Genomic DNA, 26,281 nt, shown 5'->3' with positions numbered 1-26,281 from the left:
CACTACGCATCATATATATTTGTAATATATTGTTTTATATATTTAATATTTTAAGTATTTGTATTTTAGTAACCATTATAAGTACCACCTCTTCTTTAAGTTCCCAACAACTCACTTTTTCTGTCATCAATGTTAAATAAGTCTTGTGCTTTAAATTCTTAGATGACCTCCTCTACCCTTTATTATCATTTTTATAAAAGTAACTATATGTACTCATTAAAATTTGTAGAGCTCAAAAACAAAAAAGACCGCTATATAGCAGTCTTTTAACTTAATTAAATAATAATTAATTCATTTTCATCATAAGTGCATAAGCATCACGTTTGTTTTGACGCAATGATTCTATCTCGGACTTCGTCAGCTGTTTTACGAGAGTTGAGGATATACTTTGCTTCCCACTCTGTGAGCCTTTCGAAATCGTACCCGTAAATCGATTTCCACCATGCTTCAAGATTACCATATACATCCCTCAATTGCTGAAGAGTTTCTTTACTTAGAGCTAATTGTGATGAGTATTGTTTACCCGTCAGTGCATATGCTCCAATAACTTTATTCGTCCCAGTTGTTTCAATATGACCTTTTAATGCTGCAAAAGTACCACCTTGGGTCTGGGTATCATCAACAATAATAACACATTTATCATTGTTTATTGTCCCATCAAATGCTGGTGGGTTGGCTAATCTATGCCACCCATCACCGCCAGTTCTTGATACTTTTATAGCTTGAACTATATTCGTATCAACTTCAAGCCCAAGTTTCTTTGCTATAACTGCTGAAGTAGCTAAAGGAATCATATTACGACCGACTGCTTCCTCAGCATGTACAGGTACTATAATAGTTTCCCGACCATCGATAATTCTTTCTAGTTCAGCAATCGCCTCATCCGAAACTAAATCTTTAGCTAAAATATACGCACTTTCAACATCCCCTGCTTTAGCAGCTTCATACATGTAATGAGAGGTTGCATCTCCAAGACCACGGTCAATAACCGTTTTAGGAAACATATTCCAATCTGTGCGATATAACTTCATATTTTTAAATAAGTTTTAATGATGGCTAGCATTAAATTTTACACTAAATTTACCGCTAGCATCTCTTGGATATTATTTTTCGTATCAGGCAGCACTCTCAAAAGCCGTTTGTTTGGACAGTCCCCATGATCATACACGAGGCAGCTTCAAATACTTATGGGCCCATCCTATCCAGTTGTATCTTCTTGCATCACATGAATATTGTATACTCATTTTGACTACTTGAAAATTATGGAACAACGTCAATAAAAACAATAACTCTAGAGTCTTTAGTCGACATTCCTAAAAAGGTAAATTCAACATTTCTTTCCATATCATTTCTTTGTGTCTCTGGATGAACAAAAGAAACATAGCTTATTTCAAAGAATCGGGCTAGGGTTTTTATGCCAATGATTTTGTTCTCTTCATTAGCAATTAAAACATCTAATTCCAGATCAAACTCTTCTAATTATTTAATTAAATCTTTAACTTTCATTTTACTATCAACCTCTATGAATTATTTAAAAAATTAGCACAATGAAACTTGTGAAAAAAATGGATTTGAACAAAATTTTTTAGCAAAAAAAGCATAGCAACCAGAAAAATCTTTCCAGCAATCAACAAAAATATCCCCGTGTGCTTCCAGTTTACAACATTTTGACTACCACACTGCCCACAGTAGTAATAATAGCCTTTGATACGGCCACCGCATTCAGGACAATTTTTATGATTAATGAATAAGTTACTCAACGTCTCTTCTCCAAAATTCTTATTATCAAGTTGTAAGTGAAGATAGCACACATTTATAAAAATGTCTTTTTTAAAACATCAAAAGATGTTATAAAAAAGACATTAGCTACTTTAGGATAACTTTTAAGATGAATTTAAATCTCCTTGATGAAGAATCAATCCAACCTTCTGAACCCACGCCATGTGATTTTTTCAAAGGTGAAAATGCTATCAAAAAAGCTAAACAGTTAGGATTACCTGATCTCGAGTTAGTCAGAAACGCAATTATGATCGGTGATGCTGACTATAGAACAAATACTCACTATAACCGTGCACGCTTTATTGCACGATGGGGAAAAATTGGAGAACAGATTGCTTTACTGCTTCGACAATCTGATCCTGCTTGGATATTCCACAATGACAGCCAGCCAAGAATTGAGAATACAGTAAAGAAAATACAAATTATCTTTATGAGCGGGAATATTGCATTGGGGTTAGCTGATCAAGTTGTATCAGCACACTGTGAAAAAGGATTAATGACATTAAATAATATTAAGGAGAATCAGTCTGCTTATGATGATGAGACAAAATTGAGAACATGGATTTTATACTTTCCTTCAGCATCACATCCAGCCTATAAAGACATTGATATCCCAAATATTCCTTTTGAATTTGCATACCCAACTAGCTTCGTACAGGACTTAAAAGCGAAAAAAATTTCAATTTTACCAAGTGACCATACTTGCAGAATTGCATTTGAAATAGATAATACAGTTCCTGTAAAAACTGATCCTAAGCCAGTATTGGAACCATCTAATGAAATTAAACCAGATGATTTTGATATTCAGCTTGTAGTTTAATCTGAGGTTAATGTGTTTAATAAAGATCGTTTACGTATTGCTAAAGAATTACGAGGACTTAGCAATACCGATTTCGCAGAAAAATTGAGTTGCTCTATCTCTAAGGTAAAGCAACTTTTAGACGTGGATAAAGAAATCAATGAAAATGATCAAGATGATATATGCCGTGTATTAAATTTACCCAAGTCATTCTTTGCAGGTAATGACACACAACCACATGAAACAGACCAAATCTTCTATAGATCGGTTGCTCGTATTAAAGCACAGCATAGAAAAGCTAATGAGGCATATACTCTTTTAGCAATAAATATTAACAAGTACTTAAATCAGAAAGTAAAGTTACCTACTTTTCACCGTCCTGATTTAGATATTACTGAGTTTTTGGGTGAATCTAAGTATGCCGATCACCTAGCGTCAGAGTTGAGAGGTTTATGGGCTTTAGGTAATCAACCTATTAATAACATTGTTTCGTTGTGTGAGCTAAAGGGAATCCGTGTCTTTAGATTACCGACTGAAATTCGAGAAATTGATGCACTATCTTTTTTTGATGATGAAAGTGGTAGCCCTTTCATATTTCTAAATACATTTAAGTCTGCCGAAAGAGCCCGCTTCGATTGTGCACACGAACTTGGTCATATCGTTATGCATACGCATAACAAAAAAATTCGTGTCAAGAAAGATAATCGTGTTCTCGAAACTGAAGCGGATCAATTTTCATCTGAATTTTTAATGCCAACAGATGCATTTCTTTCTACTGCTCCACGCTATTTTTCACTAGAAAATATGATTGAGTATAAAAAGATTTGGCGAACATCCCTGAAGGCTATTAACTATAAAGCTCACAAGCTGGGATTAGTTAGTGATTGGGTTAATCGTAGTAACTCTATAAAGATCAATTCGTTGGGCTACAACATTAATGAACCTGAGGAAACTCATCGAGATGAGAGTTTGATGTTGCCCAAAATTATCTCTGTTTTAGCCTCACAACCATCTTTTGATAAAAATAAAATGCTTGATGAAATTGGAATCTCTGAAGAAGATTTTAATCAATTAACATTTGATGCTTTAGCTAAAGTTGAGCCCCCGAAGAAAAAACATAAGTTATATATTGTCGAGTAATACAAACCTTCCTTAAAAATAATGCGCCTTACGGCGCACTATTTATGCAAAATCCTGATTAATTTTTTTATGACTTCACGCCCAACGTAGTTTTGCATCCCATAAGTCATACTTTAACTGAAAATGTAACTTGCCCCATCATGACTTTTTTCATATAGCCTACTTGAACTGACACCATAAATCCCATGTGTTCCATAAAGCATCGTATACAATTTCAGATAAATTCTTTAGTTATGTGATCAGGCTATGTGCTCAAATTACCTATTTCCAAATAAAAGAAATTTGACACTCTTAGGTGTCGATACCATCCAGTTTGATCTTGAGCTTAAGGATCATGTATTCCCTTCCTATCATGCTCCAATTATCTTAAATGGTTCTGAACACTTAGAACTTGATATCGCAAAGTTTGGATTACTACCGAGCTGGGCAAAAGAGTTGAAATTCAACAGTCATACCTATAATGCTCGTACCGAGTCTGTAGCAGATAAGCCAAGTTTTCGACATGCATGGAAGTACAGCAAGTTTTGCCTTGTGCCTGTTCAAGAGTTCTATGAACCCAAATACATCAATGGTAAGCCGCACTGGTACACCATTAAGCGTAAAGATGATCAGCCTTTCACGGTTGCAGGGATCTATGATGATGCGGTGATTGATGGCAATAAGGTACGTTCCTTTTCAATGTTGACCATCAATTCGGATCATCACCCCTTCATGAAGCAATTCCATGCACCGAAGGATGAAAAACGCTCCATCATCGTTATTCCAGAGCAGTACAGAAAAGACTGGCTGACTGCAGATCATGAACACGCGCATGAATATTTTTTTCAAATGCCCGATGAATTCATCACTTTTCCACGCGATGAGCAGAAACAAAACGTCTTATTCTGACGCATCCTTGTTTATCCACAACTTTTTAAATTTGATTTTCAAACGTTGTTAGTAATATCCTATTTAGACAAATTCTACTTCCAAACACGCCTCGTAGCGTAGGAGTATCACATGTCTAAGAAGTTGCCTATCTACTTCTCTGACGACGCATGGTCATCTTTACAAGAGCTCATGGGTCCAGAGGGTAAGCCAAGCCCTACCATCAATACCGTGCTTGAACAAATCGCTGTTCAAAATGAACTGGTTGCGCAGTTAGGGCTTACTGCAGTTCTACCCAAATCCAAAGTCTCAATTCCCGTCTCTCTAGAGCGCATACCTGCAGGTCCAGCCTTTAGTACCAAGGATGAGCAAGACAAAGCGCTTGATCTAAATGAGTTCCTGATTCACAACCCGATTTCTACGTTCATTGCTTATGTAGACAGTGAATCCATGCTCGATGCAGGTTTTGAGATCAACGATCCAATCATTGTCGATCGCAGTATTGAAGCCAAACATTACGATATCGTCGTTGCCCTAATTGATAATAGTGCCTCGACCATTAAACGGTTGATGATTACTAATAAGATGTCAAAGTCTGAAATCAAAGAGATATTTGGCGATGAAGATTATCCGCTTCCAGAACTTTGGTTGAAGGCTGAAAATCCTAACTACAATCACATCATCCCTGATGACAGTCAGACCATCTCAATCTGGGGTGTGGTGACTTTTAATTTAAAACGTATTTATCACCGCTCATAAAAAGAAGAATAACCATGCAAAGTGAAAATGAAATATTCGCGTTAGTCGACGTGAATAATTGCTACGTCTCGTGTGAACGTGTGTTTAATCCTGCCTTGAATGATCGCCCTACTATTGTGCTCAGTAACAATGACGGCTGTGCCGTGGCCAGAAGTCAGGAAGCGAAAGATCTCGGCATCAAGATGGGTGTTCCTGTATTCCAAATTCAGGACCTGATCAAGCAACATGACATTCAGGTGCTATCAAGTAATTTCTCCTTATATGGCGAAATGTCCAAGCGCTTTATGGAGCTGCTTGGGGACTATGTTGTACCAGGAGACCAAGAGGTCTATTCCATTGATGAATGTTTCCTAAAGCTCACAGCTTATGAGCGTCTATTTGACCTGACTGAATATGCTCAGGATATGAGGGCTAAAGCTTGGCGTTGGTTAGGACTACCCTGCTGCATTGGAATCGGTCGCTCTAAAACTGAAGCCAAGATTGCCAATCATCTCGCCAAGAAAAACAAGTTCTTCAATGGGGTCTGTAATCTGGCCCAGATGGACCCATGCTCTACAGAAACGCTACTCGCGCAGGTTGATGTATCTGAGGTTTGGGGCGTTGGCAGACAAAACTGCAAGAAGCTCAATGCCATGGGTGTTCAGTCTGTTCTAGATCTGATTAATGCCAATCCTAAAGAAATCAAAAAACAGTTTAGCATCGTGATGGAAAAGACGGTGCTTGAGCTACAGGGCATCTCTTGTATTGACCTGAGTGATGATGCCGTAGCGAAGAAACAAATCATCAGCAGTCGTTCATATGGCAACCCGGTCTACGAAATGGATGACATCAAAGCTTCAGTCCGGCTTTATGTGGCCAGAGCCGTGAAACGAATGCGGGAAGATGGCTCAATCTGCAAGATGATCGGTGTCTATATCCAAACCAGTCGCTTTGATAAGACTGAGCGCTACTCGCCTTACATCGTGGTTCAGATGCATGAGCATACAGATGATTTATTACTCATCACCAAGGCTGCGATGAAAGGTATCGACCAGATATTTAAGAAAGGCTTTAAGTATAAAAAGGCGGGAATCGTGCTGCTCGAAATCACAGATAAATCCAAGTTTGTGCCCGATCTATTCACGGACTATTCGCATAAGCAAGAGCGCGAAAGGCTTTCAGATGCCATCGAAGCCATCAGTGAACGGTTTGGGAAGAATCTCGTCACGCTAGGCATTGCTAACAATCAAGAAGCCTCATGGCACATGAATCAAAACCTTAGATCACCATCATATTTAACAAAATGGTCTGACTTACCAAGAGTAGGATAAAACATGCACTTATTTAAATTAACTGACGAACAAATTACTCAACTCCTAATCCCGAAACGATTTGTACCGCCTACTCCACCTGAACATGAAGGCAAAAATATGGTTTATGTTTTTGATAGCGAAGATAAGTTTGAGCTGACTTATGATGAGTTGGTTGAAATTATTAGCAAAGCAAGGATGGCTGGACCTAAGTTGATACCTGTGTTGGGAACAGTAAATTAAGTTGTGCAGTGATCACACACCACTTGAAACATTACTTGATTGGAAATGAATTTGGGCTGAGAAAAATTTAGCTCAAATTTAACCTAACAGACCCACTAAAAAATGGGTAACTGTCAGATCGGGTTTGGACTACAACACTTTAGCTCATTGATTTACCAAAACGCTAATCTTTACACCATTTTCGTAAATCCAGTGATCAAACTGTGATGCTAAAGCTTTTAAATTCCCCTTATTATGAATCAAAGTCAGCATGATGCTTTTCATAAAGACAGTTTACTTATAACCAGAGAGATTTCTAAACAATTCCCCCTTTTCAGTTTGCTTAGGCTATTTTAACCAGAGTTCATCTTCTAGCATGATTTTTAACATTTTGTGGATTTTCTTTCTATCTGCTCTCTCAAAGCTTTCGAGTCATATCCCTTATCAGCGCTAAGAAGATCGGTATTTTTCATAAATTAAGCCAAAAAACCCGCCATGTTAATCTGCACCCCGAAAGTTGGACACTCTTAGTCTAATTTGAAGGGTGCTTTTTAATGGCTAAATATTCTCAAGAATTCAAATTAAAAGTTGTTGAACATTACTTGTCTGGTCATGGTGACTCTGTGACAGGTCAACTTTTTAATGTTCATAGATCAGATGTTCAAAAGTGGAGTAAAGCATTTAAACTTTATGGTCTGGTAGGCTTAGAACGTAGAAGATCTAAAACAACTTTTACGGTTGAGTTTAAGTATCAAGTTGTCAAAGTAATACATGAAGAAGGCATTTCATTAAGAGAAGCTATGCAACGCTTTGATATTAATGAAACAAGCACGTTAAGAGATTGGTTGAAACAATATAAAGAAAATGGCATAGAGGGTTTGCAACCAAAGCCTAGAGGAAAACTTAACAGTATGCCGAAGCCTAAGATGCCCAAAGCTAAGACAATTAAAGCAGATCAGGATAAAACCCATGAGGAACTGCTTGAGGAGTTGGCATATCTACGTGCTGAAGTTGCTTTCCTAAAAAAGCGGAGAGCCTTGATTCAGAAGCAGAAAGAACAGGAAAAAGTCGAACAGCAACAGCTGCAAGATTCATATCTGAATTAAGGCAAAACTACCCACTAAAGCATGTGCTATGTGCAGCTAAGATGGCGCATAGTACCTATTTCTATCATCAGAAGTCATCAAAACTCAATGATAAATACAGTGATTTAAAACAGCAAATCAAAGTGATCTATCATCAGCATAAAGGGCGTTATGGGTATCGCAGAATTACGCTTGCATTGAGAAATACAGGCTTGATCGTGAACCATAAGTGTGTACAGCGATTGATGATATCTATGAAGCTTAAATCACGTATTAGGGTTGTGAAATACCGTTCGTATAAAGGGCAAGTGGGTAAAATTGCAAACAATGTATTGCAGCGTCAATTCAAGGCTGAGCGACCTAATCAAAAATGGGTTACTGATGTGACTGAATTTAATATTCGGGGGGACAAGCTTTACTTATCTCCCGTCATGGACCTGTTTAACGGTGAAATCATTGCATTTCAAATGGAACGTAGACCAGTATTTGGACTGGTCAAAGATATGCTTAAAGAAGCTATAGAGACACTCAATATAAATGAGAAGCCAATGATCCATTCTGATCAAGGTTGGCAATATCAAATGAGATTTTACCAGAAACAATTAGCAGAACGAGGGCTCACCCAAAGTATGTCACGTAAGGGGAATTGTTTAGATAATGCTGCTATGGAGAGTTTCTTTGGAATACTTAAATCTGAATGTTTCTATGGAGAAGAATTTAAATCAGTTGATGAATTGGAGCAAAAAGTGAAAGAATATATTCACTATTATAACCATGAGTGAATCAAGGTTAAATTAAAAGGATTGACCCCTGTAGAATACAGAAATCAGTTCTTAGAAATTGCCTAACTTACTGTCTAACTTTTGGGGGTCAGATCATGTAGACGGGTGGTTGCTCTCTTAAGATCTTAATCGTGTAGTGCTAATTCTGCACTTTTTGCCAAAAAGGCAGATCGACTTTAATGCTGTCTTTTTGCAACAGCATCAATATGTTTGACCAAAGACTCTGACATACTGACATTGATACGGACTGATTTTGCTTGTACCAATATCAATCAACAACCAGAACCCATCTTGAAATCGCTCATCACCCAACCATTGTTCAGGGCTTGATGGTTTTGGTAATTTCAAATCCTCACCATCAAAATGAAGCTCTACAGCCTCTTGCGCCATGCGTTGAATATCTTGCATTTCATCTGCTGCACTAAAACACCCTTCAAAGTCAGGAAAAGTTAAGCCGTATGCAGTATCTTCATCTTTATGAACATATACTGGATATAACATATTTACCTCCACTCCCAACCAGCCTGTTTATAAATATTGCGTAAAGTGCCAATCGGCATGTCTTTCCTCGGGTGAGGAACTACAACATGACCAGATTTTACAGGATGCTTTTATTTCTCATGCTCCGCCTTTATCTCCCACTTTATACCAGCCTTCCTGCTCTAGAGAATTAATAATGTCTTTGCTATTCATTGTGTAATTATACGCAACACTATAAAGTGGCGTTAGAATGTTGCCATATTTGTCAAGAAAGTTTGTCTCCGACAAACTCAGTACGGTTCACTTTATTAAGTGCAGAAAAGCAAAAAACTTTACTGCGTAAAGCTACAATGGGCAGTATTTCAATGATAATTTTATATAGTGGTTTTTTATTTATTACCGTTTTTGTGATTCTTAACGAAGGAATAAAGCGATTATAGGCACATAGACTTTGTAAATTGAAATATCAAGACTAACAAGAAATTCAAATTGATTACTAATAGAGCGCCTCACGGCGCCCTATCTTTTAGAAAAACGTATCTGCCGATACATTAAACCGCTCAGACAATGCCTTAATATGACGAATATTCAGTTGGCGTTTACCACTTAAAATCTCAGAAATCACAGATTGGGTTGCAACCTCTGCTAAGTCAGACTGACCTAAACCATGTTGCTCCATCAAAAAAGCCAAAGCAGCGCGACCATCCCCTTTAGGCATAGGAAGATGCTCATTTTCATAATCAGAAACCAAATCACCAAGCTGAAGAATAAGCCCCATTAAAGGATGAGACTCATCATCACCAACGGTATCTAAAAGTTCATCTAAAGCTTCAACAAGTGTATGAAAGTCGTCTTCATTTTCTGGCTTGCTGAGCAATGGTGCAACGTAGTGCCAGTGGTCTACGGCCTGTTTAATCATCGCGTTCATACTAACCTTCCTTCCAATGACCTTTGTCATATTCTTTATGGGACAAGACATGACGGATATACACACGTTTCGCCTGATACATCACGACTGCAATAAGTCGGATCTTGTTCCCGCCAATATCGAACACATGGAACTTTCCAACTTTATCGACCGCTGGAAAGAGCTGCTTCATCTCAGCAAAATCTTTCGGATCGTTTGCCTTTATGGTTCGATACCAACCATCTAATGCCGTTTCAGCCTGTGGCCACTTGTGCATTGCTGTTATAATTCGAGCGTGGGTGATCACATGCATAACATTTTATCGCATTTTGCTATAAATCAAGTATAAACCAATTATCGCATTTTGCAATATTGAGGGGCTAGGATGAATAAAGCGCCAAACGGCGCTTTATTCATTATCAGAATTCACTTAATCTGATGACCTTAAAAATGCCTGTTCATTGATCTGACTTTTCCCCGTCAATGACTTGATTTAAATCATGCTTTTCATCACAAAGGTTTCAGACAATTTAAGCAACCTGTTGATTTATTTTGATCTCTTCCAATGCTTTTACCAATTTAGTTAAGTTCTGCTCTGGATCTAGCCACCAATCAACTGTCCACACTGATAATACCTGCCAGCCTAACCCATTTAATACTGTTGGTCTGAGCTGATCACGGTCTCTTGCTGTAGCTGCTTTTGCATAATTTTCACCATCGACTAGAATACCTACAATATAGCTATCTGTATGCAAGTCATCTTTAATAGCTAGATCTACACAGCTATCGCCCTGACCTATTCCGGGGTCCACGCTCCAACCTTTTTCTTGAAGCTTATTCTGTAAGTACTGTACAAATTCTTTTTTTAGTCTGCTGTTTGTTTTGATCAACATAATTTAAATGCAACTGACCACTACGAGCAAAAACTAATAAGTCTTTTAAATCCCTTACACCCTCACTATTGGTGCGTGCCAAATTAATTTCTTCTGGACTTAAGGTCGAGAAAACATGTAATCCTTGACGAGCGCGAGTAATTGCTACATTTAGACGGCGCTGACCACCTTGACGGTTAAGTGCACCAAAACTCATAGATAAGCGGCCATCACGGTCTTTTGCGTAAGTAATTGAGAAAACGATAATATCGCGTTCATTGGCCCGTTGCAGTTCTTTATTCTCACGCTCAAGTTATTTGATACGTAGCTGATTTGAAAGAAGTTGTACTTTAACTGGATTCTGTTGATTCAAATACTTCTGAAATTATTTTCAAATCCACAGGTTTTCTTGCTTAATTGTATGTAATAACAATATAAAAACTATACAAAGAGTTACATTACCAAATGCTGAATTGATAAAACTTAATTTAATTTCACGACTTTTTCGTGTCATATCAGGTGGATAATTATCCAGTTTTAATACCGTATGATCAGGCAAAATGCATTTCAATCCTAATACAAGACTTTCAACAGACCAATTGATTCTTGGTCTATTTTGTTTATCGAAGCAGTATTGAAAATGAATGAAATTTTTTCTAACTTTGCCATGTTCTTTAAGAGTTTTTAGCGCAATCATAATCTGCTTTTGAACATTCTTCTGCATTGATGGAATATCTAAACATTTTTTCACATCAAAACCTTTCTTCAACGCATATTCATATAGCGTAATCAATTCACCATCATCAAGGAAATCACTTTCTTGAAACTTTTTCACGGCCATCCATTTTGTTGCCAGCTTTTTACTACGGGTAACCCAAATGTGATCCTCGTACGATTTATACTTTATATAATCATGTATCACTGTAGAGACAAATAAATTTTTACTTTCTGTAGGCCGAGATAGTTTGACTGAATCAACTTTATTTACTGCTTGTGAGGCATGATAAAAATCAAACTGCCTGTCTTTTTGAATCACGTGATTGAGATCAATAATATCTTCTTTCGATCCTTTTATATCACCTTGTAGAATCTGTTTGATCGCACTCTCATGGATTGTACATGGCAGGTGATAGATTCGATCGACCACCAACAAATCAAGTATGTGTAGATAATGTGATGCTGTTTGCTCTATGGTGCCGTGCCCCATCCAATCGGCAAGTAACCGCCACTTATGTTGTATAACAGCCTCATTTTGAATTGCAGTATCTCCAAACAAATGCTTACGCATCTTCTTACACTGGCTCCACCCATAGTCTGTATAGGTCATGACCATTTCTTTTGAGCCTAGCCAAGCTATTGCTAGATGATTCGCTGCACTATGCCTAAAATTATGGAATGTATAGCCGTGACCTTCTCCTAGTATCTTGTCAAAAATCATCTGGGTCATTTCGCTAATATAAGTTGTACTTAAAATTTCGCCATCATTAGCAAAAATCAATTTTTCCGTATGATTTGTTTTAACAGGATTATGCATAATACATTGCTTTATATGCTGCTGAACCAATGCTAACTCAGCATCTAGCATAACGGCATTCAAATCGAGCTGACGCTTTGCATTTTGACTTTTTAGTTTTCGGTAAACATTATTACGTAAGTTAATGCGAATGTTAACAATTTTTTCTTGTGTATCATGATTCCATATCAGCTCAGGACAAATGACCTCAGCGAGGGTTAGGCCACGGATTTCATTCAAACGCATTCCTAATCGAAATGCGAGTAAATACATGAGCTGTAGTTGATATAAATACTCTCGCTCTTTAGACCTCTCACTTTGTTCAATCTTTAAGGTGAGCACCTGCTTGAGCTGATTAAATAGTTTCGGACTAATCAATTTTGCATCACAAAATTGCACCCGTTGATAATCATTATACTTAAACGTACTAACTTTAGGCACTTGATATTGCTTCATACAAAATGTATGAAATGCTTTTAGTCGGCCAAATGCATACTGTGCTCGCCCATGATTAGCCTTTGGATCAGATTCTCGTTTCGCTTGGTCACGATCATCAATGCTATTTAGAATTGCTTCGTATAGTTCCTCACAATCTTCTTGATTCATAGTTTCTATATCATCCGTAAACATATAGATATGAAATAAATAATCTTTGGCGATGCTACTTAAATAGCGTTCGATACTATTTAACTTCTTGTTTTGAGCTTTAAGATGAAAGATCCAAGCCAGTAGCCTGAGCTGCGCTTCGATGATATTTCTTTCATATATACCGCTTACTAATTTCTTTTGTTCTAGACGTTGCTGAATCTGTTTCCATCGCATCCATTTAATTCGCTCACTTTTACGTTGTCTCTTGTGACTCTCATTTTTTTCCGTTTGATCTCGTTCAAATAACATCAACTCAAAAGGGATTTCTTTGAGTTGCTGATGTGCTGTAATCAAGTCTGGCTTGACGAATTCAGTATGTAGAGGAATTATCCTTTGCTTATCATCGGGCAAGGTTTGATCTTGATCTATGAACAAATCAAACCAAGACCGCACCTGATCCATAGGAGTTAAAGACACTGTCTTTAAGCGATTTTGCATTACCTCACTTAAACACATGTCTAAGCCTGAATTTGGGTCTAACTCAATAGCTAAATTCAAATTCTCGAAAGGCGTAAGTGAGCGGATCTCTTCTAACTTTGCATCACTACGGCGTAAGAGTTTCTTCAATCCAGTCATTTGATAATTGAGATCAAGCTCTTTCGGCAATCGACCTAATACTGTTGAAATAGACTCAAGTACAAGTCGAGGGGTCTGTGTATACAAAGCCTGAGCAGTTCGTTTTTTTATCCCTTGTATATACAATTGTGAATAGGGGTTCAACCAAATATGGCGCCACTGATAGACCTGTCTATTATCAATCTGATTACCATAAGCACGTTGCTGTACTCGGTAGTGTAGCACTAGAGGGTTAATAATTTTTTTGTAATCTGCATGGTATAGCTTAGAACAGACCTGTAGTTCACCCTCAATGATTGCTTTAATTAAAGTATTTCCTATAGCCGTTAAATGACTTAAATCACTACAACCTGAACAATACATCAAACTTAGATAAAAACTACCCCATATCCAATCCACTGTGATTTCTTCATGGCACGGATCATTCCAATATTCTTTTAATGCTATGGCGATATGAAAATGCTGCTGCCCAAGTCGAAGGTGTGCTTCAGTACTTCGAATTTGTCGTGGGATTGGATCAAAGAATGTGGTCTTTGGCCATACTTTTATAGGATAAGCCAGTGGTGTTTCTGATAAGTAATCCTGACGCAGGGATAAAAAATACTGTTCACAATCCTGAATATAGGGCTTTTGAGCATCTTTACTGGTTAGTTTTTTCTGCTCTAAAAAACATATTAATTCATCATAAAACTCATACCAGAGAGCATTCAACTTGTAATCTAATAATTCAGAATTATCACTTAACTTTTTAATCTGATTCCTCATCTCAGAAAAGACAGAATCAACCTGTTCTCTAATCTTCGCTATCAGCAGATCATTTTTTTTCATGATAAACCCTCATTCTGAGTAGTCAGGCTGATTGAGAGATGCTCAATATGCAACTGCTTAATCATGCGATCAATACTCTGGGTAAACTGATTTATATACTGCGGTAAGGATGCAGATGAATAGCGGTAAAAGAGCTCCTGATTGCGTTGATCATGCCCATAAATGGCTTGTATTACATTAAATGCAACACTCTGCTCCATTAGTATGTTCATATCAAAATGACGTAACCAATTGTTATACAAGCTGCTGAGCTGATGCTTCTCCATATAATCATTAACCCAACTACGTTTGAGGGCAAAAATTTTAATCTTTTTACTGGCCCATTCCTGAGCTGAACTAGGTAAGTCATTGGGATAGAAGATGACTTGCCCAAAAAGATCTTGCAGAGTAATCCTTTTACCAAACACATATTTGAGTAAATCTGCATACTGTTGTATCACCATATTTAAAAATTGGATATAACGTTTAACGGCTTGGATGAAAAATTGAGGCAACGGTATATATCGACCGTCTTTACGAGATCGACTGTTTTTCTTATCATTAACGTACAGCAATTTCATCCTCAAATCGTAATCACTATAATTTCCTAATAAATTCTCACGAGGACGGAGAGTCAGACACAATAAACTGATATGCCACATCCAAACGCTATAAGCATTTATTCGCTCGATCAGATGCTGATGAAGCTGTACCTTGTCAGAACAAGTTGCATGTAAGCGTGTAAAGAATTGAGAGACATAGTTTTGGTTTAACGCCAATTGACTGCCAAAACGCAGTGATAAATGCTGCTTATTTTCTTCAAATTGATTTTTTACAATTTGAATTTCTTGCTTAGTCTCTTTAATGTCGAGTGTATCTAAATAGATTAAATAATTCTGATTCAATTCAGTTGTCGGAACACCATTGTAATAACTACTTGGTAACTCATGATTACTGTCCTTGCCAGAAAGCACATGAGCAATATATTCATTGAAAGTACGATGGAAAATATAGAAATACAGCTGAGCTTGTAGTTTCTCTACAGTAATCGAGCCGATCCCTTGGTTCATTGTCCATTCTTTTATTTTTTTATTAATATCATTCGCCATAAGCACGTGTTGAGACTCATGAAGCACAATGTATTCGAACCAACTACTTGATAAATGCAGATCATGTGTCACAGTCTGATTTAGCTGATGATGCTTTAAAATATCAACTTTCTGTTCTGTAATATCTAAATGTAATCTAAGAATATACTCTGGTTTTTTATGACTTTTACTTTTTATCAAAACACCTTCATCAATCAATTGCTGAAATTGAAGTAAATGCATCGGTGATAAGCCTGTCGCCAGACTCAATAAACACGCGGCTGCTATTGCGGCATCATTGGGATGATCATTGTAAAGCTCGCTTTTTAGTACATATATCAGATGTTGAATAACATCCTTACTCATAAAATGAGTGTTGGTCACAAACGGCTGTAGACGTCTCTGACGATGCCTCATCAAATGTTCACTCTGCGGATTAAGTACAGAGTTAAATCTAGCAGTAGACCTATCTGTCGTATGTACAGAAATTCCTTCATCTATATATTCTACGTCCCCCTCTTCATCATAAAGGACCTCTTGGCACGTCCTAATGTATCCTGGATAACTTTTGATAAGCTGTCTTTTCTCTTGCTTTCTTTGGAAAATTTTTAATTTCTTTTTTGTTGGCCAATCATTCATTTTTATTTTTTTACGACGTTGCCGTTGAACAATTTTCCTTTGTACTAGCCTTTTAAAAATAATTTTCAAATCATGTAAGTAATTACGAATTTTGGTCTGATTGAACACCTGATTTTTAGAATAATTATCCCAGTCACTAAACGTAACCAGTCCATCCTTCAGTTTTAGCATATATTGTATAAAGCACTGTAATAGTCTCTGGCTTTCATCCTTTAAATCCAGTTCAGCTTCAATGTTTTGGATCAGAGGTTTAGCGATAAACCGTAGTAAATCAAAAACCTCTTTTTGCTTTGCTTGAGAATCCGCTAATTCGGCAATTTTTTCATAGAGTGCATAAATGAAATAACTCGATCTAAAAACAAGATACGACACATTATCATTTTTAAATTCTAGATCTGCTCCAAAATATGTTAATGCAGCAACGTCATATTTTTCGCCAAGTTTACGATCTCTAATAATTGATTTAAAAATTTGTCGAGCACGGTGTCTTAAGTGCTGAAAGGCTTTCAAATCTTCGTGATCTAAATCATCAAATTCTTTAGCAACAAACCTTGTCTTGCACTGATGATATTGATCTAAAAATTGCTGTTCCATTAACTCACTCAACTTCTTTGTTCATTAGTGGTGCTGTATCATTCACGGGGGATTTATTGTTATAACAATGGATTATTTTTTTCTTTATTTCTTCATTACGCAGATCAAAAAAAAGAATCAAGAATTGCGCAGTGAATTCTCTCCGAGTATTAAAAATTTCTGATGTCATTTTTGAGTCGATATATTTTTCCACATTACAAATCAATTGCAGTTGTGGAACATAGTTAACATTCGCTCGGACTGACCTATCGCTTTTAAGAAGCTCTAAAATTTGACACCAGAGTTTTACATAAATTTTTTTGAAATCATTCTGCTTAGCCTTGTTGTTGCCTGGTCTTATTTTTTCTAATTGTTTAAGCCTAGTCTTCACATTGGCCAACTCTTTCGCTTGAGTTGAGAACGGCAGAACAAACTGATAAAGAAAAACCTTCATATTTTTTACCATTTGTTCAAAATTCATTATTTAATAAGATCAAAATTAATTACTAAATATTTATACCATTTTTCTATTATTTATTTATAAAATGAACTATTTTTTCATATATTTTTGTTTTATAGTTACATTTTAAAAAATATTCTTCCATTTTACTATGATTTTTGGTTATTACATGCCATTTCAATGGAATGCATCAGTAAATCACATAAGTTATTTTTGACTAAAACTGTTCAACATGTTCAGCCTCCTAACAAGCTATCATAACGATTAATATTGGCTTGAGGCTCATGACGTAGTTGCAATCAATTCTGTTCTGACAGATCCAGATTGGCTGGTGATGTCGAAGAAATTAAATGCCGCAATTCATTCATTACGATGGATGAAATGCACCATACTATAGGGTCAGTTCACAAGTAACCTGTAGTGCTCTTACCCACACTCCTTAACTGCAAGCAACAATATGACAAACGCATAATCTTCATTAGGATATTTCAGTATTTTGTCTCGGACTTTGAGTATGGCAGGCGGAAATTCCTAAAATGGGACACCATGACGGACTGCGCTAGGTTTCTGTCAAAGCTTACATGCTAGATGATCACGTCCAAACGGACGGGGATAATCAACGCTGACCTGATGCTTATAAATCATTTTAATATGGTCGGCATAGGCATGGACGAGCACAATTTTTCTGGCGTACTGGGCTGGTACACTGTAACGGTTGAGGTCACAGTGAATCAGATGGCGGTTGCTTACGCGTAAGACATGCTGAATATAACCATCAAATGGCTGCTGGATGGTAATGAGATGGCATTTTCCATGTCATAAACATCCATTATCCGATATTGTTTCATGATCGAGTACTATCTTTTGGCAAGCTTCTGATATCGCAACTCCAGCCAATGATTGAACTCATGATGATCATTAAATTTCAGACATTGGATGAATAACCATTCACGAATATTGCCGAACTGATTTTCGATTTAACCTTCTTCCTAGCCTGACGTGGGTGTACATGCAACAGGATCAAATAGGTAATGTACGCCAAGTGCCATAAAACACCAGTTAAATTGCCGTTCCTTGCCTGTCATAATGATATCTACAACGGTCTTGATTGCCATAGACCATTCGTTTTGGTATGCCACCTAAGAAGTGAAAAACGCATTGATGTGTGTCCATGACCTTTTCCTGTATTTCTATAGAAAAAGCAACAACAAAGCATTTACAGCTATGGGCTAAACGAAAATGTGCAATTTTGACTTGATGCATGTCACCTGAAATTTCTACCGTTTCATAACTCCAGAAAAACTAGCACATATCTCCAGGCAACAGCATGGGAACAAAAGTTAGTTTGGATTTAGGACGTAAAACGGACTTATTTCAAATTCCAACATAACGCTGCACTGAATCATAAGTACCTTGGTGGCCTTCGGTCTGCAAGCATTCAAATAAACATCATGCTGTACATCGTTGTTGTTTTGGTCGATAACTGTCCCGAATGATCCAGTACCTAGGATGACGTTATATTCACCAAGCTTAGGTTGGAGTTGAGAGTGGCAGAATAAATTGATAAAAAACACCTTGATATTTTTTACCGCTTGTTCAAAACTTATGATTTAATCAGTTCAAAATTACACAGCAAATACTTATATATTTTTTCCTATTTTTTATTTAAAAAATTATTTATTTTAATATATATTATTGTTTTACAATAATATTTAAATAATCATTCTTCCAATTTTTTTTGATTTAGTGTTATTACCCCCCTAAATCCATGTTTGGCATCTTCTATTACACAAATAATTTAGAAGTATCCACGATTTAAATTGCTTGTCCTCACCCCCCTCTCACGCCCAAAAAATTTATACTGAAAGGCAGATTAAGCCCGCACGATTTACATATTCACCGCATGCTATATTGAAAGCATTAAGAAAATATCCTCAATATTTATAGGATTTTTAAAATATGAACTACTTTTCGAAGAACCCTTCTAAGTCATGTGGCCTAAAAGGAAAAATGAAAATACTGAAATCTCCGTTTCAACAATCAGTCCAAGTACATCCTGATGATTTTCTGTAACCTATATCCAAGGACCATACCTCCCTTTCGATGTACTGCATAACAAAGTCCACCTTAACTACACGATAGCTGTAGAATAATTCCATTATTTTGTGGTTTAATTAAATTATTAAAGATTAAGCCCCAATATAATGGATTTATATTTCACTAAACCCGAAGAAGTTGTGACTCTTTTAGGTGAGCGTTTACGTAAGCAACGACTCATTCTGGAGATGTCCCAAGCTGACGTTGCAGCACGAGCAGGTGTCGGCGTAAATACTGTTTCGAATCTAGAAGCGGGGCGAAATGTATCTGTTGAAAATTTAGTCCGTATTGCAATGGTCTTGGGCCGATTACACGAACTTCAGGAGCTATTCCAACCTCAGCTTAACAGTGTAAATGACATTTTACGCTATGAGAGTCAAAGTAAGCGACAGCGTATTAAGAGGAAGGGATAATGCTCAATAGGCTTAATGTTTATTACAATGGTTGGGGTGAAACTTGGCTGTGGGGAACGCTGATTAGCTCAACTGCCACAACTGGTAGACCCAGCATCGCTTTTGAATATAGTCCAGAAGCAATACAGCGAGGTGTTGAGCTCTCTTCTTACTTACTCCCTTTAAAAGGTCTACCATTCAGACAGGGTTTTCCTACTCATCAAATGGGATTGCCTGGTCCAGTCTATGATGCTTTGCCGGATGGTTGGGGCATGTTGTTGATGGATCGATATTTTCGAAAAATTGGACTGAATCCGGCACGAATCGGCCCTTTGGAACGTCTAACTTATATTAGCACCCATGCAATGGGTGCCCTCTCCTTTGAACCCTGTGTCACAGAGATGCAAACTTCAGAGAATATTCCCCTGCCGCAATTGGCACAGGAAGTCCAAGAAGTCCTCAAAGGAGAAGGTAGCGAATTTTTACAACATTTGCTGGTCATGGGTGGCTCCCCCCAAGGTGCCAGACCCAAAGCATTGGTTTACCGAGATCCTGTCAATTTTGAGTTTTCGACTCAAGCTTCTAATCAACATGAAGCCTGGCTGATTAAGTTTCCTGCTCAGCAAGAGCATCCTGAAGTCTGCGCCATTGAAGCCGTCTATGCAGAATGTTTGCGGCTTTGTGCAATCGAGACTCCAGATACCCATTTCTTTAATTTGCCCAATGGTTTAACGGCTTTTGCTTCTAAACGATTCGACCGTCAAAATGGTATGCGGATTCCAATGCAGAGTTTGGCTGCATATACAGGAGCAGACTATAAAGTTCCAGGTAGCCTAGACTATCGCAATTTTCTCCGGGCAACATTGATGTGTACGCAAGATGTACGAGAAAGATTGCATGCTTTTAAACGTGCTGTGTTTAATGTGCTTTTCAATAATCGGGATGACCATACTAAGAACTTTTCTTTTCTCATGGAGAAAAATGGTCAATGGAAATTGTCTCCAGCCTATGATGTGACCTTCTGCGAGGGTCCAGGTGGTTATCATCAAATGGACATTATGGGCGAAGCGCTCAATATTTCCCGAAATGACATACATAAACTCGGTACTTCAGAAGCTAATCTGGCTACTCTAGAAGTCGATGAGATCATCTTGGCCATGCGTGAAATTGCACTTCAATTTAGTCAAATTGCGCAGCGCCTGTATCCCAATCAAATTCGAGAATCTACCCTACAGATGATTCAATCACGAATTCAACAAAATATTGATTTTTTAACGGCAATGTAAATGGAATCCAAATTAAGTGCCTGCTCTCATATTCAAATAGGCTTAGATATAGTTTAACAGTCGCTAAATAATCTGTAGAACCTGCGAATTAACTCGTTTTATCACCAAGAACATTAAATGAAACATCGCCAAGATATGCTCTGCACTATCTAAGTTGTATGGGCTGTAATATCCATAAACAGCTAAAAAGCCCTGTACTCCTTATGGATTTAAGTTCTGCAAACGTGAAAGAATTAATCCTACAGTGTGGTATTAGCCCAGATGAATGCCGTTTGTGCATCTAACATTGCAGCATCATATTTTTTGAATTTCACTTGTCCAAAACTGGCTGATGTACCATATTGAGTTATGCCATCACCGAAAAGTCAGTAAAATTTTGAGCTATTTAAACGTGAAATCACTACATCTATATCGAAAATCACTAAGAAACACTGTCACCATAAAAAAAGGTCTGCACTACGGATAGATACAGACCAAACTCTGGATAACTACCAGCGCGAGAAATATGTCTCAATTTTGCATAAACATGATTATTCACACAAGTTAAATATTTGTTACCGTTTTCACTTAAAGAAATTCTTCAATCAAAAATTAATCATCTGCTATAAATGTAAGTTCATAATCATCGTGGGTGATTTTAATCTTTATCCCGCGATAACAACGCTTATCCGGATCTAAAGCTGAATTAGCCACTTCGTCTGCGAATTTAGGATCCCCTCTAAACTTGTCATATAGCTTGTAACCAATTCGTATCTTTTTAATTTTCTTATTCTTCTTCTCGTTATTATCTAATGTTTGGTCTAAAAAATCTAAATTAAGGTCACTCACTCGGTTTACCCTCTGGTGCTTTTTAAAAAGAAGTGCCTAACTCTAGCCTGATTAGTATTACAAATACCAGAAATATTACCCAACAAAATAACTACCTATTGCGAGGTTCAATTGTATAAATTTCCTAATGAACAACCTATTTGTTTTCTTTGTTCAGGAATGAAGTGATAAAAATCAAAACTCTGATATATGCTCTCTATTATATTGAAAAAATTAAGGGTATAACATTATCTACTTATGATGTTCTCTCCTATACAAGAAGATGATATTTATCTAGGAGAGGAGTGACAGGCGATTTAATGATATTAGAAGATATTTTTTATTCTTCATATTTACGTATATTTCATGAAATTCGATATTGAAATGTATTTTTAACATTCAATACACTCGTCGGCTTGCCATCTACTAATCTCGGCTGATACTTAAAATTAAGTGCAGCCTGTATTGAAGGACGTACAAACATCGGATGACAATCACCTTGTGCTTTTGGATTTTCAACTCTTCCTTTTTCATTCACGCTATAAACAACTGTACAGTCCCCTTCGATCTTTCGATCTAAAGCTGATTCAGGATATGCAGGTGCAATTTTGGAAACTGGTTTATAGTTTTTTACATCAAAAGTCGCTGTTTGGCTGGATTGTGCTTTTGATGTTGTCGGCTTGTCATTCATAGACTGCGTTGCAAGGTTTGACTTCGGTTCAGTCTCTGCTACTTTCTTAGTTTCTGTTGTTGTACTTGAATTTTCAGCTGACACCTGCTGTGGTTGTTTATTGGCCACAGGTGCAACTTTCTCACTTTTGGATTCCACAAATTTCTTGTCAGTTTTCAGCTGTGTTTCTTTAGGTTGCTCAACCTGCTTTTTTTGAGGGGGCTGATCAGCAACTTTTTTCTCAACCACGGCTTGAGGCTGTTTTATTTTTGGCTGCTCTAGGACTGGTGGTGGCAGTTGAATAAATTGTAATTGAATCGTTTTCGGCTGGGGCTCTTTGAATGTTTCATGCATTTCAACCGTACCAAGCCAGGCAATCACCGCAATATGTAAGCCTGCTGTGACTGTTAAAGCTAGCCCCTGATCACGAAACCTGATTTTTGATGCTATTGCCATCATGATTGTGGTTCCTCCGTGATTAAGCCCAAGTTGGTCACGCCACTCTTTTGCAAGACTGCGATGGCTTGTGCAACTAATTGATAGTCAGCATTCTGATCTGCACGAACATAAAACTGTAGGCTTTGATCGTTATTGATCATGGGAATTAATTTTTGTTGCATACTGCTTAAATCGATCGCTTGATCAGTCACTTTTTCTGTATTCACTTCTGACCCAATATTCCAGTAATACTGGCCATTCGCCTGAATGGATAAAGTCACGATACGCTGCTGTTGTGACGCTGGCATGACATCGGCATCGACTTTAGGTAAATCAATTTTAATCCCTTGTGTCAGCATCGGTGCGGTCACCATAAAAATCACCAACAGCACCAGCATGACATCGATATAGGGGACTACATTCATTTCTGCATTGGGTTTCAACTTTTGAGGACGCTTGATCATGACTCTTACTCCTTAACGCGAACTGCGCTCAGTATGTCCAAGCAAACGGTAAATTCTGGTTTGTAACTCATTGGCAAAGCCGTAATAGCGACTAGATAACTTGTCAGCACGTGCCGAAAACCGGTTGTAAGCCACTACAGCCGGAATGGCTGCAAATAGGCCTATTGCGGTCGCAATCAAAGCTTCTGCAATGCCTGGTGCAACGGTATTTAAAGTCGCCTGCTCAACGCCAGATAGTCCAATAAAAGCATTCATAATTCCCCAAACCGTTCCAAACAAGCCGATGTAGGGACTAACAGAGCCTACTGTTGCAAGGAAAGTAAGATTTTGTTGGAGCTTTTCTTCTTCTTCACTGATGCTACTGAGTAACCGACGTTCTACACCATCGATTACATCAGCCGTAGTGAGCTGTTCATCTTTTATCAGTTGATGATATTCATCTACCCCATGTTGAAAGATACTGACCACCCCTTTGTGCTGTTCGGACTGTTGGTATTCCTGCTGTAATAGGTTTAAATCTTTTTGCTGTCTAAAGTTCTTTAAAAACCGATGCCAGAGTTGCTCTTGCCCACGCAGTAGCATGCCGTGACGTACAATCAGATACCAGCTCACCACCGAAGCTAAGACTAGAATCAACATCACAATTTTGACTAAAACACTGGCATGGCTGATCAGCATCCACACTGACATTTGATCCATTGTTGCTTGCATAACGCTCCCCAATTTTTTAATTGCTGCTTGCTGCAGCGTAGGTATTTATAAAAGTGGGCTGTGCTTTGCTACACCAGCCCATATACTGAATTAACATTTAGTCCAAGTGCAGGGCTTGTGCTATTTTTTCCCAAGGAACGTACTTAAAGTTCTGATTAGTTTCTGGCATACGTTTGCGTCCGTCTTGTACCACCAGCATGCCTTGTTTCCACTTACCACCAAAATCTTGAGAACTTACATCCAAACCGTCGGTTTCTGAGACGGCATCAATCCCTTTTTCGGTGTTAATCCCTACTCGGAATGCGCCCCGAACTGTATACGGTGCTTTGCTATCCACAACCACAAAACTGTCATTGCCTTGACTAGATACCACTAGGTAACTTTTGTCTTTTGCGTGATAAAGTCCCATGCCTTCAATGTCGTCATATAAGACATCCCCCACAGCAAGTACTTGCTGCATCGGTAACTGGGTCTTTGGATTAAGATCTTTAACCCATACTGCAACATCTTCTTCACCTAAGAAAATACGTCCTGTGGCATCGTCGACTACACAACCTTCAGGTTGCGTTTTCACGGAAAATCGTTGGACTTCTTGAGCCTGCAATTTCTGCTGTGTTGCGGTAATGTGATACTGAATAAACGTGCCATTTTTATCGTTCGGAATGGCATAGATTTCACCTTGAGCGTCGCGGTACATACAGATGCCATAGATGTCATCTAGCTCAGTTGGAAGCTCGCCAAGTACTGAAACCTTGCCTGTGTTAGGTTGGATCGCAAAGACATGCAGACTGTTATGGTCTCGGTTCGATGCCACTGCCAAATCAACAGTCTGATTACCCCACTTAAAACCATGACGGACATCGACATTGTTCAATCGTCCGACAGGTAAATATTGGATGGCTTTCCCTTGCAGATCACTAACCTGTAACCCCCCTTGTTTGTCCGTCGCTAGAATACGGGACTGGCTCGGCTGTGCTGCGTTATGCCAAATGGCAGGATCATCAGCAGCATCCCCTGTGCTTGGGACACCCTCAGTCTGGACTTCTGCGGGGATCGTGACAATATTTGCTGTGCGCTGGGTTGCCTGCGTTGGCCATTCAAGCTCTGTGGTCTTGGCAGTTTTATCATCTAAAATCAACAACGCTTTATCGCTAGCATTGCCACGAATACTCAGGCTTTCGGCTTCTTTTACTGTATCCAGCACTAAAGAAGATAATCTATTCCAGTACTTATCCTGCTTTTGATAACGGTAAAGTAATGGTTTTTCTTCATCTAATACCGCTACCAGATCATCCACAATCGCAATTGCAGAAGGTGTACCTTGAATCGAACCAAAAGGTTCTACAAGATCAACAGCTTGGCGTACCATGTCCGCTTCAGAATGCGCAGGATATGCCCAAACCCCCACATTCGCCTCATTAATGAATAGTTCAGCTGAAGCATCATTCACTTTACAGACACTACTCGCGGGCGGAAAACTTAAACGTCGTACCAGTTTGGGTTGCACAAGTGCTTTTTCATGATTGGCAACCAACCATTGCTCACCAATCCCCTCTTCGCCCACCAAGAATGCAAAACTTAAACCTTGTGGGTCGGTGTATAAGCAGACATCTTCAGACTTAAAGGTACGTTTTGGAATAAAAACCGATTTATCCCAGCTTTTGTTCTGCAAGTTCATACTCAAGAGCTGAATTTGCTGTTGTTGTAAATTCGAGGTAGCAATCAATAAACGCTCTGCTCCAATGCGATAATCAAAACGTCCAAACTGACCCTGAATTTGATATAAGACATTTTGTTCATCGTCTAGAAACTGCAACCCTTTATTTTTACTCGTTAACACTCCAGCAACTTCAGGCCAGGTACTCAAACTTAACCATTGCATATCTTCAGCTTTAGCATCATTGATGTCGACTTCACGTAACTGTAGCTTTGCTGCTTGCGGTTGATCCAGCTGAGGTATTGAGGATTGAAGCGCTGTGCTACTCGGAGCCGATGCTAAAATACCGTGTTGACTACATGCCGTCAGCAAGCATAAGCAACTGGTTAAAACCGACAACTTAAAACATGAAACATTCATAGAAATACTCAAAATTGGGTTAAACCGCCTCGGGTCTTCTCATGTAGAGAAAAC

The 26,281-nt window shown here is 38.1% G+C and carries 22 protein-coding genes and 3 pseudogenes; 9 read left to right on the top strand and 16 right to left on the bottom strand.

The window, feature by feature from the left end; genetic code table 11:
* Nucleotides 1–317: 317 nt before the first annotated feature.
* Nucleotides 318–1,031 carry a phosphoribosyltransferase gene (locus tag D7V20_RS12615; RefSeq protein WP_001986287.1) on the bottom strand — a complete coding sequence of 238 codons (714 nt, stop codon included), beginning with the start codon at nt 1,029–1,031 and terminating at the stop codon, nt 318–320.
* Between the two features lie 857 nt (nt 1,032–1,888).
* On the opposite strand from D7V20_RS12615, the gene D7V20_RS12605 reads away from it, so the two are divergent.
* From D7V20_RS12605 to D7V20_RS12570, 7 genes and pseudogenes are all read left to right on the top strand, one after another.
* A complete protein-coding gene (locus D7V20_RS12605) occupies nt 1,889–2,599 on the top strand; it encodes a hypothetical protein (RefSeq protein ID WP_001052588.1) in 711 nt (236 codons plus the stop codon).
* Nucleotides 2,600–2,611: 12 nt separating this feature from the next.
* A complete protein-coding gene (locus D7V20_RS12600) occupies nt 2,612–3,718 on the top strand; it encodes an ImmA/IrrE family metallo-endopeptidase (RefSeq protein WP_042087925.1) in 1,107 nt (368 codons plus the stop codon).
* Nucleotides 3,719–3,964: 246 nt separating this feature from the next.
* Entirely contained in the window at nt 3,965–4,606 is a 642-nt protein-coding gene (locus D7V20_RS12595; protein ID WP_120384586.1) for an SOS response-associated peptidase, read from the top strand.
* 111 nt (nt 4,607–4,717) lie between these two features.
* Nucleotides 4,718–5,344: a LexA family protein gene (locus D7V20_RS12590; protein WP_100243280.1), complete on the top strand. Its 627-nt coding sequence runs from the start codon at nt 4,718–4,720 to the stop codon at nt 5,342–5,344.
* 14 nt (nt 5,345–5,358) lie between these two features.
* Nucleotides 5,359–6,654, top strand: a complete 1,296-nt coding sequence (locus tag D7V20_RS12585) for a Y-family DNA polymerase (protein WP_120384585.1) — start codon at nt 5,359–5,361, stop codon at nt 6,652–6,654.
* Nucleotides 6,655–6,657: 3 nt separating this feature from the next.
* Nucleotides 6,658–6,876: a hypothetical protein gene (locus tag D7V20_RS12580; RefSeq protein ID WP_100243282.1), complete on the top strand. Its 219-nt coding sequence runs from the start codon at nt 6,658–6,660 to the stop codon at nt 6,874–6,876.
* 533 nt (nt 6,877–7,409) lie between these two features.
* Nucleotides 7,410–8,719 (top strand): annotated as a pseudogene (locus D7V20_RS12570) (IS3 family transposase); the annotation flags it as partial.
* Between the two features lie 204 nt (nt 8,720–8,923).
* Here D7V20_RS12570 and D7V20_RS12565 read toward each other — a convergent pair.
* The 10 genes and pseudogenes from D7V20_RS12565 to D7V20_RS20320 form a co-directional block, all read right to left on the bottom strand.
* Nucleotides 8,924–9,223 carry a type II toxin-antitoxin system HicB family antitoxin gene (locus D7V20_RS12565; protein ID WP_120384584.1) on the bottom strand — a complete coding sequence of 100 codons (300 nt, stop codon included), beginning with the start codon at nt 9,221–9,223 and terminating at the stop codon, nt 8,924–8,926.
* 2 nt (nt 9,224–9,225) lie between these two features.
* Nucleotides 9,226–9,288 (bottom strand): annotated as a pseudogene (locus D7V20_RS20150) (type II toxin-antitoxin system HicA family toxin); the annotation flags it as partial.
* 440 nt (nt 9,289–9,728) lie between these two features.
* Nucleotides 9,729–10,130, bottom strand: a complete 402-nt coding sequence (locus D7V20_RS12555; RefSeq protein ID WP_120384583.1) for a helix-turn-helix domain-containing protein — start codon at nt 10,128–10,130, stop codon at nt 9,729–9,731.
* A gap of 1 nt (nt 10,131) precedes the next feature.
* A complete protein-coding gene (locus D7V20_RS12550) occupies nt 10,132–10,422 on the bottom strand; it encodes a type II toxin-antitoxin system HigB family toxin (protein WP_120384582.1) in 291 nt (96 codons plus the stop codon).
* A 217-nt stretch (nt 10,423–10,639) separates the two neighbouring features.
* Nucleotides 10,640–11,261 (bottom strand): annotated as a pseudogene (locus tag D7V20_RS12545) (DUF4011 domain-containing protein); the annotation flags it as partial.
* 111 nt (nt 11,262–11,372) lie between these two features.
* On the bottom strand, nt 11,373–14,546 hold the full coding sequence (locus D7V20_RS12540; RefSeq protein ID WP_120384581.1) for a site-specific integrase: 3,174 nt from the start codon (nt 14,544–14,546) through the stop codon (nt 11,373–11,375).
* Nucleotides 14,543–16,846, bottom strand: a complete 2,304-nt coding sequence (locus D7V20_RS12535) for a hypothetical protein (protein ID WP_120384580.1) — start codon at nt 16,844–16,846, stop codon at nt 14,543–14,545. The genes D7V20_RS12540 and D7V20_RS12535 overlap by 4 nt, the downstream gene beginning before the upstream one ends.
* 4 nt (nt 16,847–16,850) lie before the next feature.
* Entirely contained in the window at nt 16,851–17,306 is a 456-nt protein-coding gene (locus D7V20_RS12530) for a hypothetical protein (RefSeq protein ID WP_120384579.1), read from the bottom strand.
* Nucleotides 17,307–17,855: 549 nt separating this feature from the next.
* A complete protein-coding gene (locus D7V20_RS20410) occupies nt 17,856–18,077 on the bottom strand; it encodes a Mu transposase domain-containing protein (protein ID WP_407923953.1) in 222 nt (73 codons plus the stop codon).
* Between the two features lie 197 nt (nt 18,078–18,274).
* A complete protein-coding gene (locus D7V20_RS20320) occupies nt 18,275–18,400 on the bottom strand; it encodes a hypothetical protein (protein ID WP_265102679.1) in 126 nt (41 codons plus the stop codon).
* 1,089 nt (nt 18,401–19,489) lie between these two features.
* On the opposite strand from D7V20_RS20320, the gene D7V20_RS12525 reads away from it, so the two are divergent.
* Nucleotides 19,490–19,795 carry a helix-turn-helix domain-containing protein gene (locus D7V20_RS12525; RefSeq protein ID WP_016165141.1) on the top strand — a complete coding sequence of 102 codons (306 nt, stop codon included), beginning with the start codon at nt 19,490–19,492 and terminating at the stop codon, nt 19,793–19,795.
* Nucleotides 19,795–21,060 carry a type II toxin-antitoxin system HipA family toxin gene (locus D7V20_RS12520; protein WP_120384578.1) on the top strand — a complete coding sequence of 422 codons (1,266 nt, stop codon included), beginning with the start codon at nt 19,795–19,797 and terminating at the stop codon, nt 21,058–21,060. The genes D7V20_RS12525 and D7V20_RS12520 overlap by 1 nt, the downstream gene beginning before the upstream one ends.
* 591 nt (nt 21,061–21,651) lie before the next feature.
* Here D7V20_RS12520 and D7V20_RS12515 read toward each other — a convergent pair.
* The 5 genes from D7V20_RS12515 to D7V20_RS12495 form a co-directional block, all read right to left on the bottom strand.
* Nucleotides 21,652–21,888: a hypothetical protein gene (locus D7V20_RS12515; protein ID WP_004716968.1), complete on the bottom strand. Its 237-nt coding sequence runs from the start codon at nt 21,886–21,888 to the stop codon at nt 21,652–21,654.
* Nucleotides 21,889–22,231: 343 nt separating this feature from the next.
* On the bottom strand, nt 22,232–22,996 hold the full coding sequence (locus tag D7V20_RS12510; RefSeq protein ID WP_171407817.1) for an energy transducer TonB: 765 nt from the start codon (nt 22,994–22,996) through the stop codon (nt 22,232–22,234).
* Entirely contained in the window at nt 22,993–23,439 is a 447-nt protein-coding gene (gene tolR / locus D7V20_RS12505) for a protein TolR (protein WP_016165144.1), read from the bottom strand. Before tolR ends, D7V20_RS12510 begins: the two co-directional genes overlap by 4 nt.
* Before the next feature lie 12 nt (nt 23,440–23,451).
* Entirely contained in the window at nt 23,452–24,150 is a 699-nt protein-coding gene (gene tolQ, locus D7V20_RS12500) for a protein TolQ (RefSeq protein ID WP_120384577.1), read from the bottom strand.
* Nucleotides 24,151–24,247: 97 nt separating this feature from the next.
* On the bottom strand, nt 24,248–26,227 hold the full coding sequence (locus D7V20_RS12495; protein WP_120384576.1) for a phytase: 1,980 nt from the start codon (nt 26,225–26,227) through the stop codon (nt 24,248–24,250).
* Between the last annotated feature and the right edge of the window lie 54 nt (nt 26,228–26,281).

Source organism: Acinetobacter rongchengensis (genome assembly GCF_003611475.1).
Lineage (GTDB): Bacteria > Pseudomonadota > Gammaproteobacteria > Pseudomonadales > Moraxellaceae > Acinetobacter > Acinetobacter rongchengensis.
Note: the sequence above shows the minus strand (reverse complement) of the source record. Positions and strands in the feature narration are given on the sequence as shown.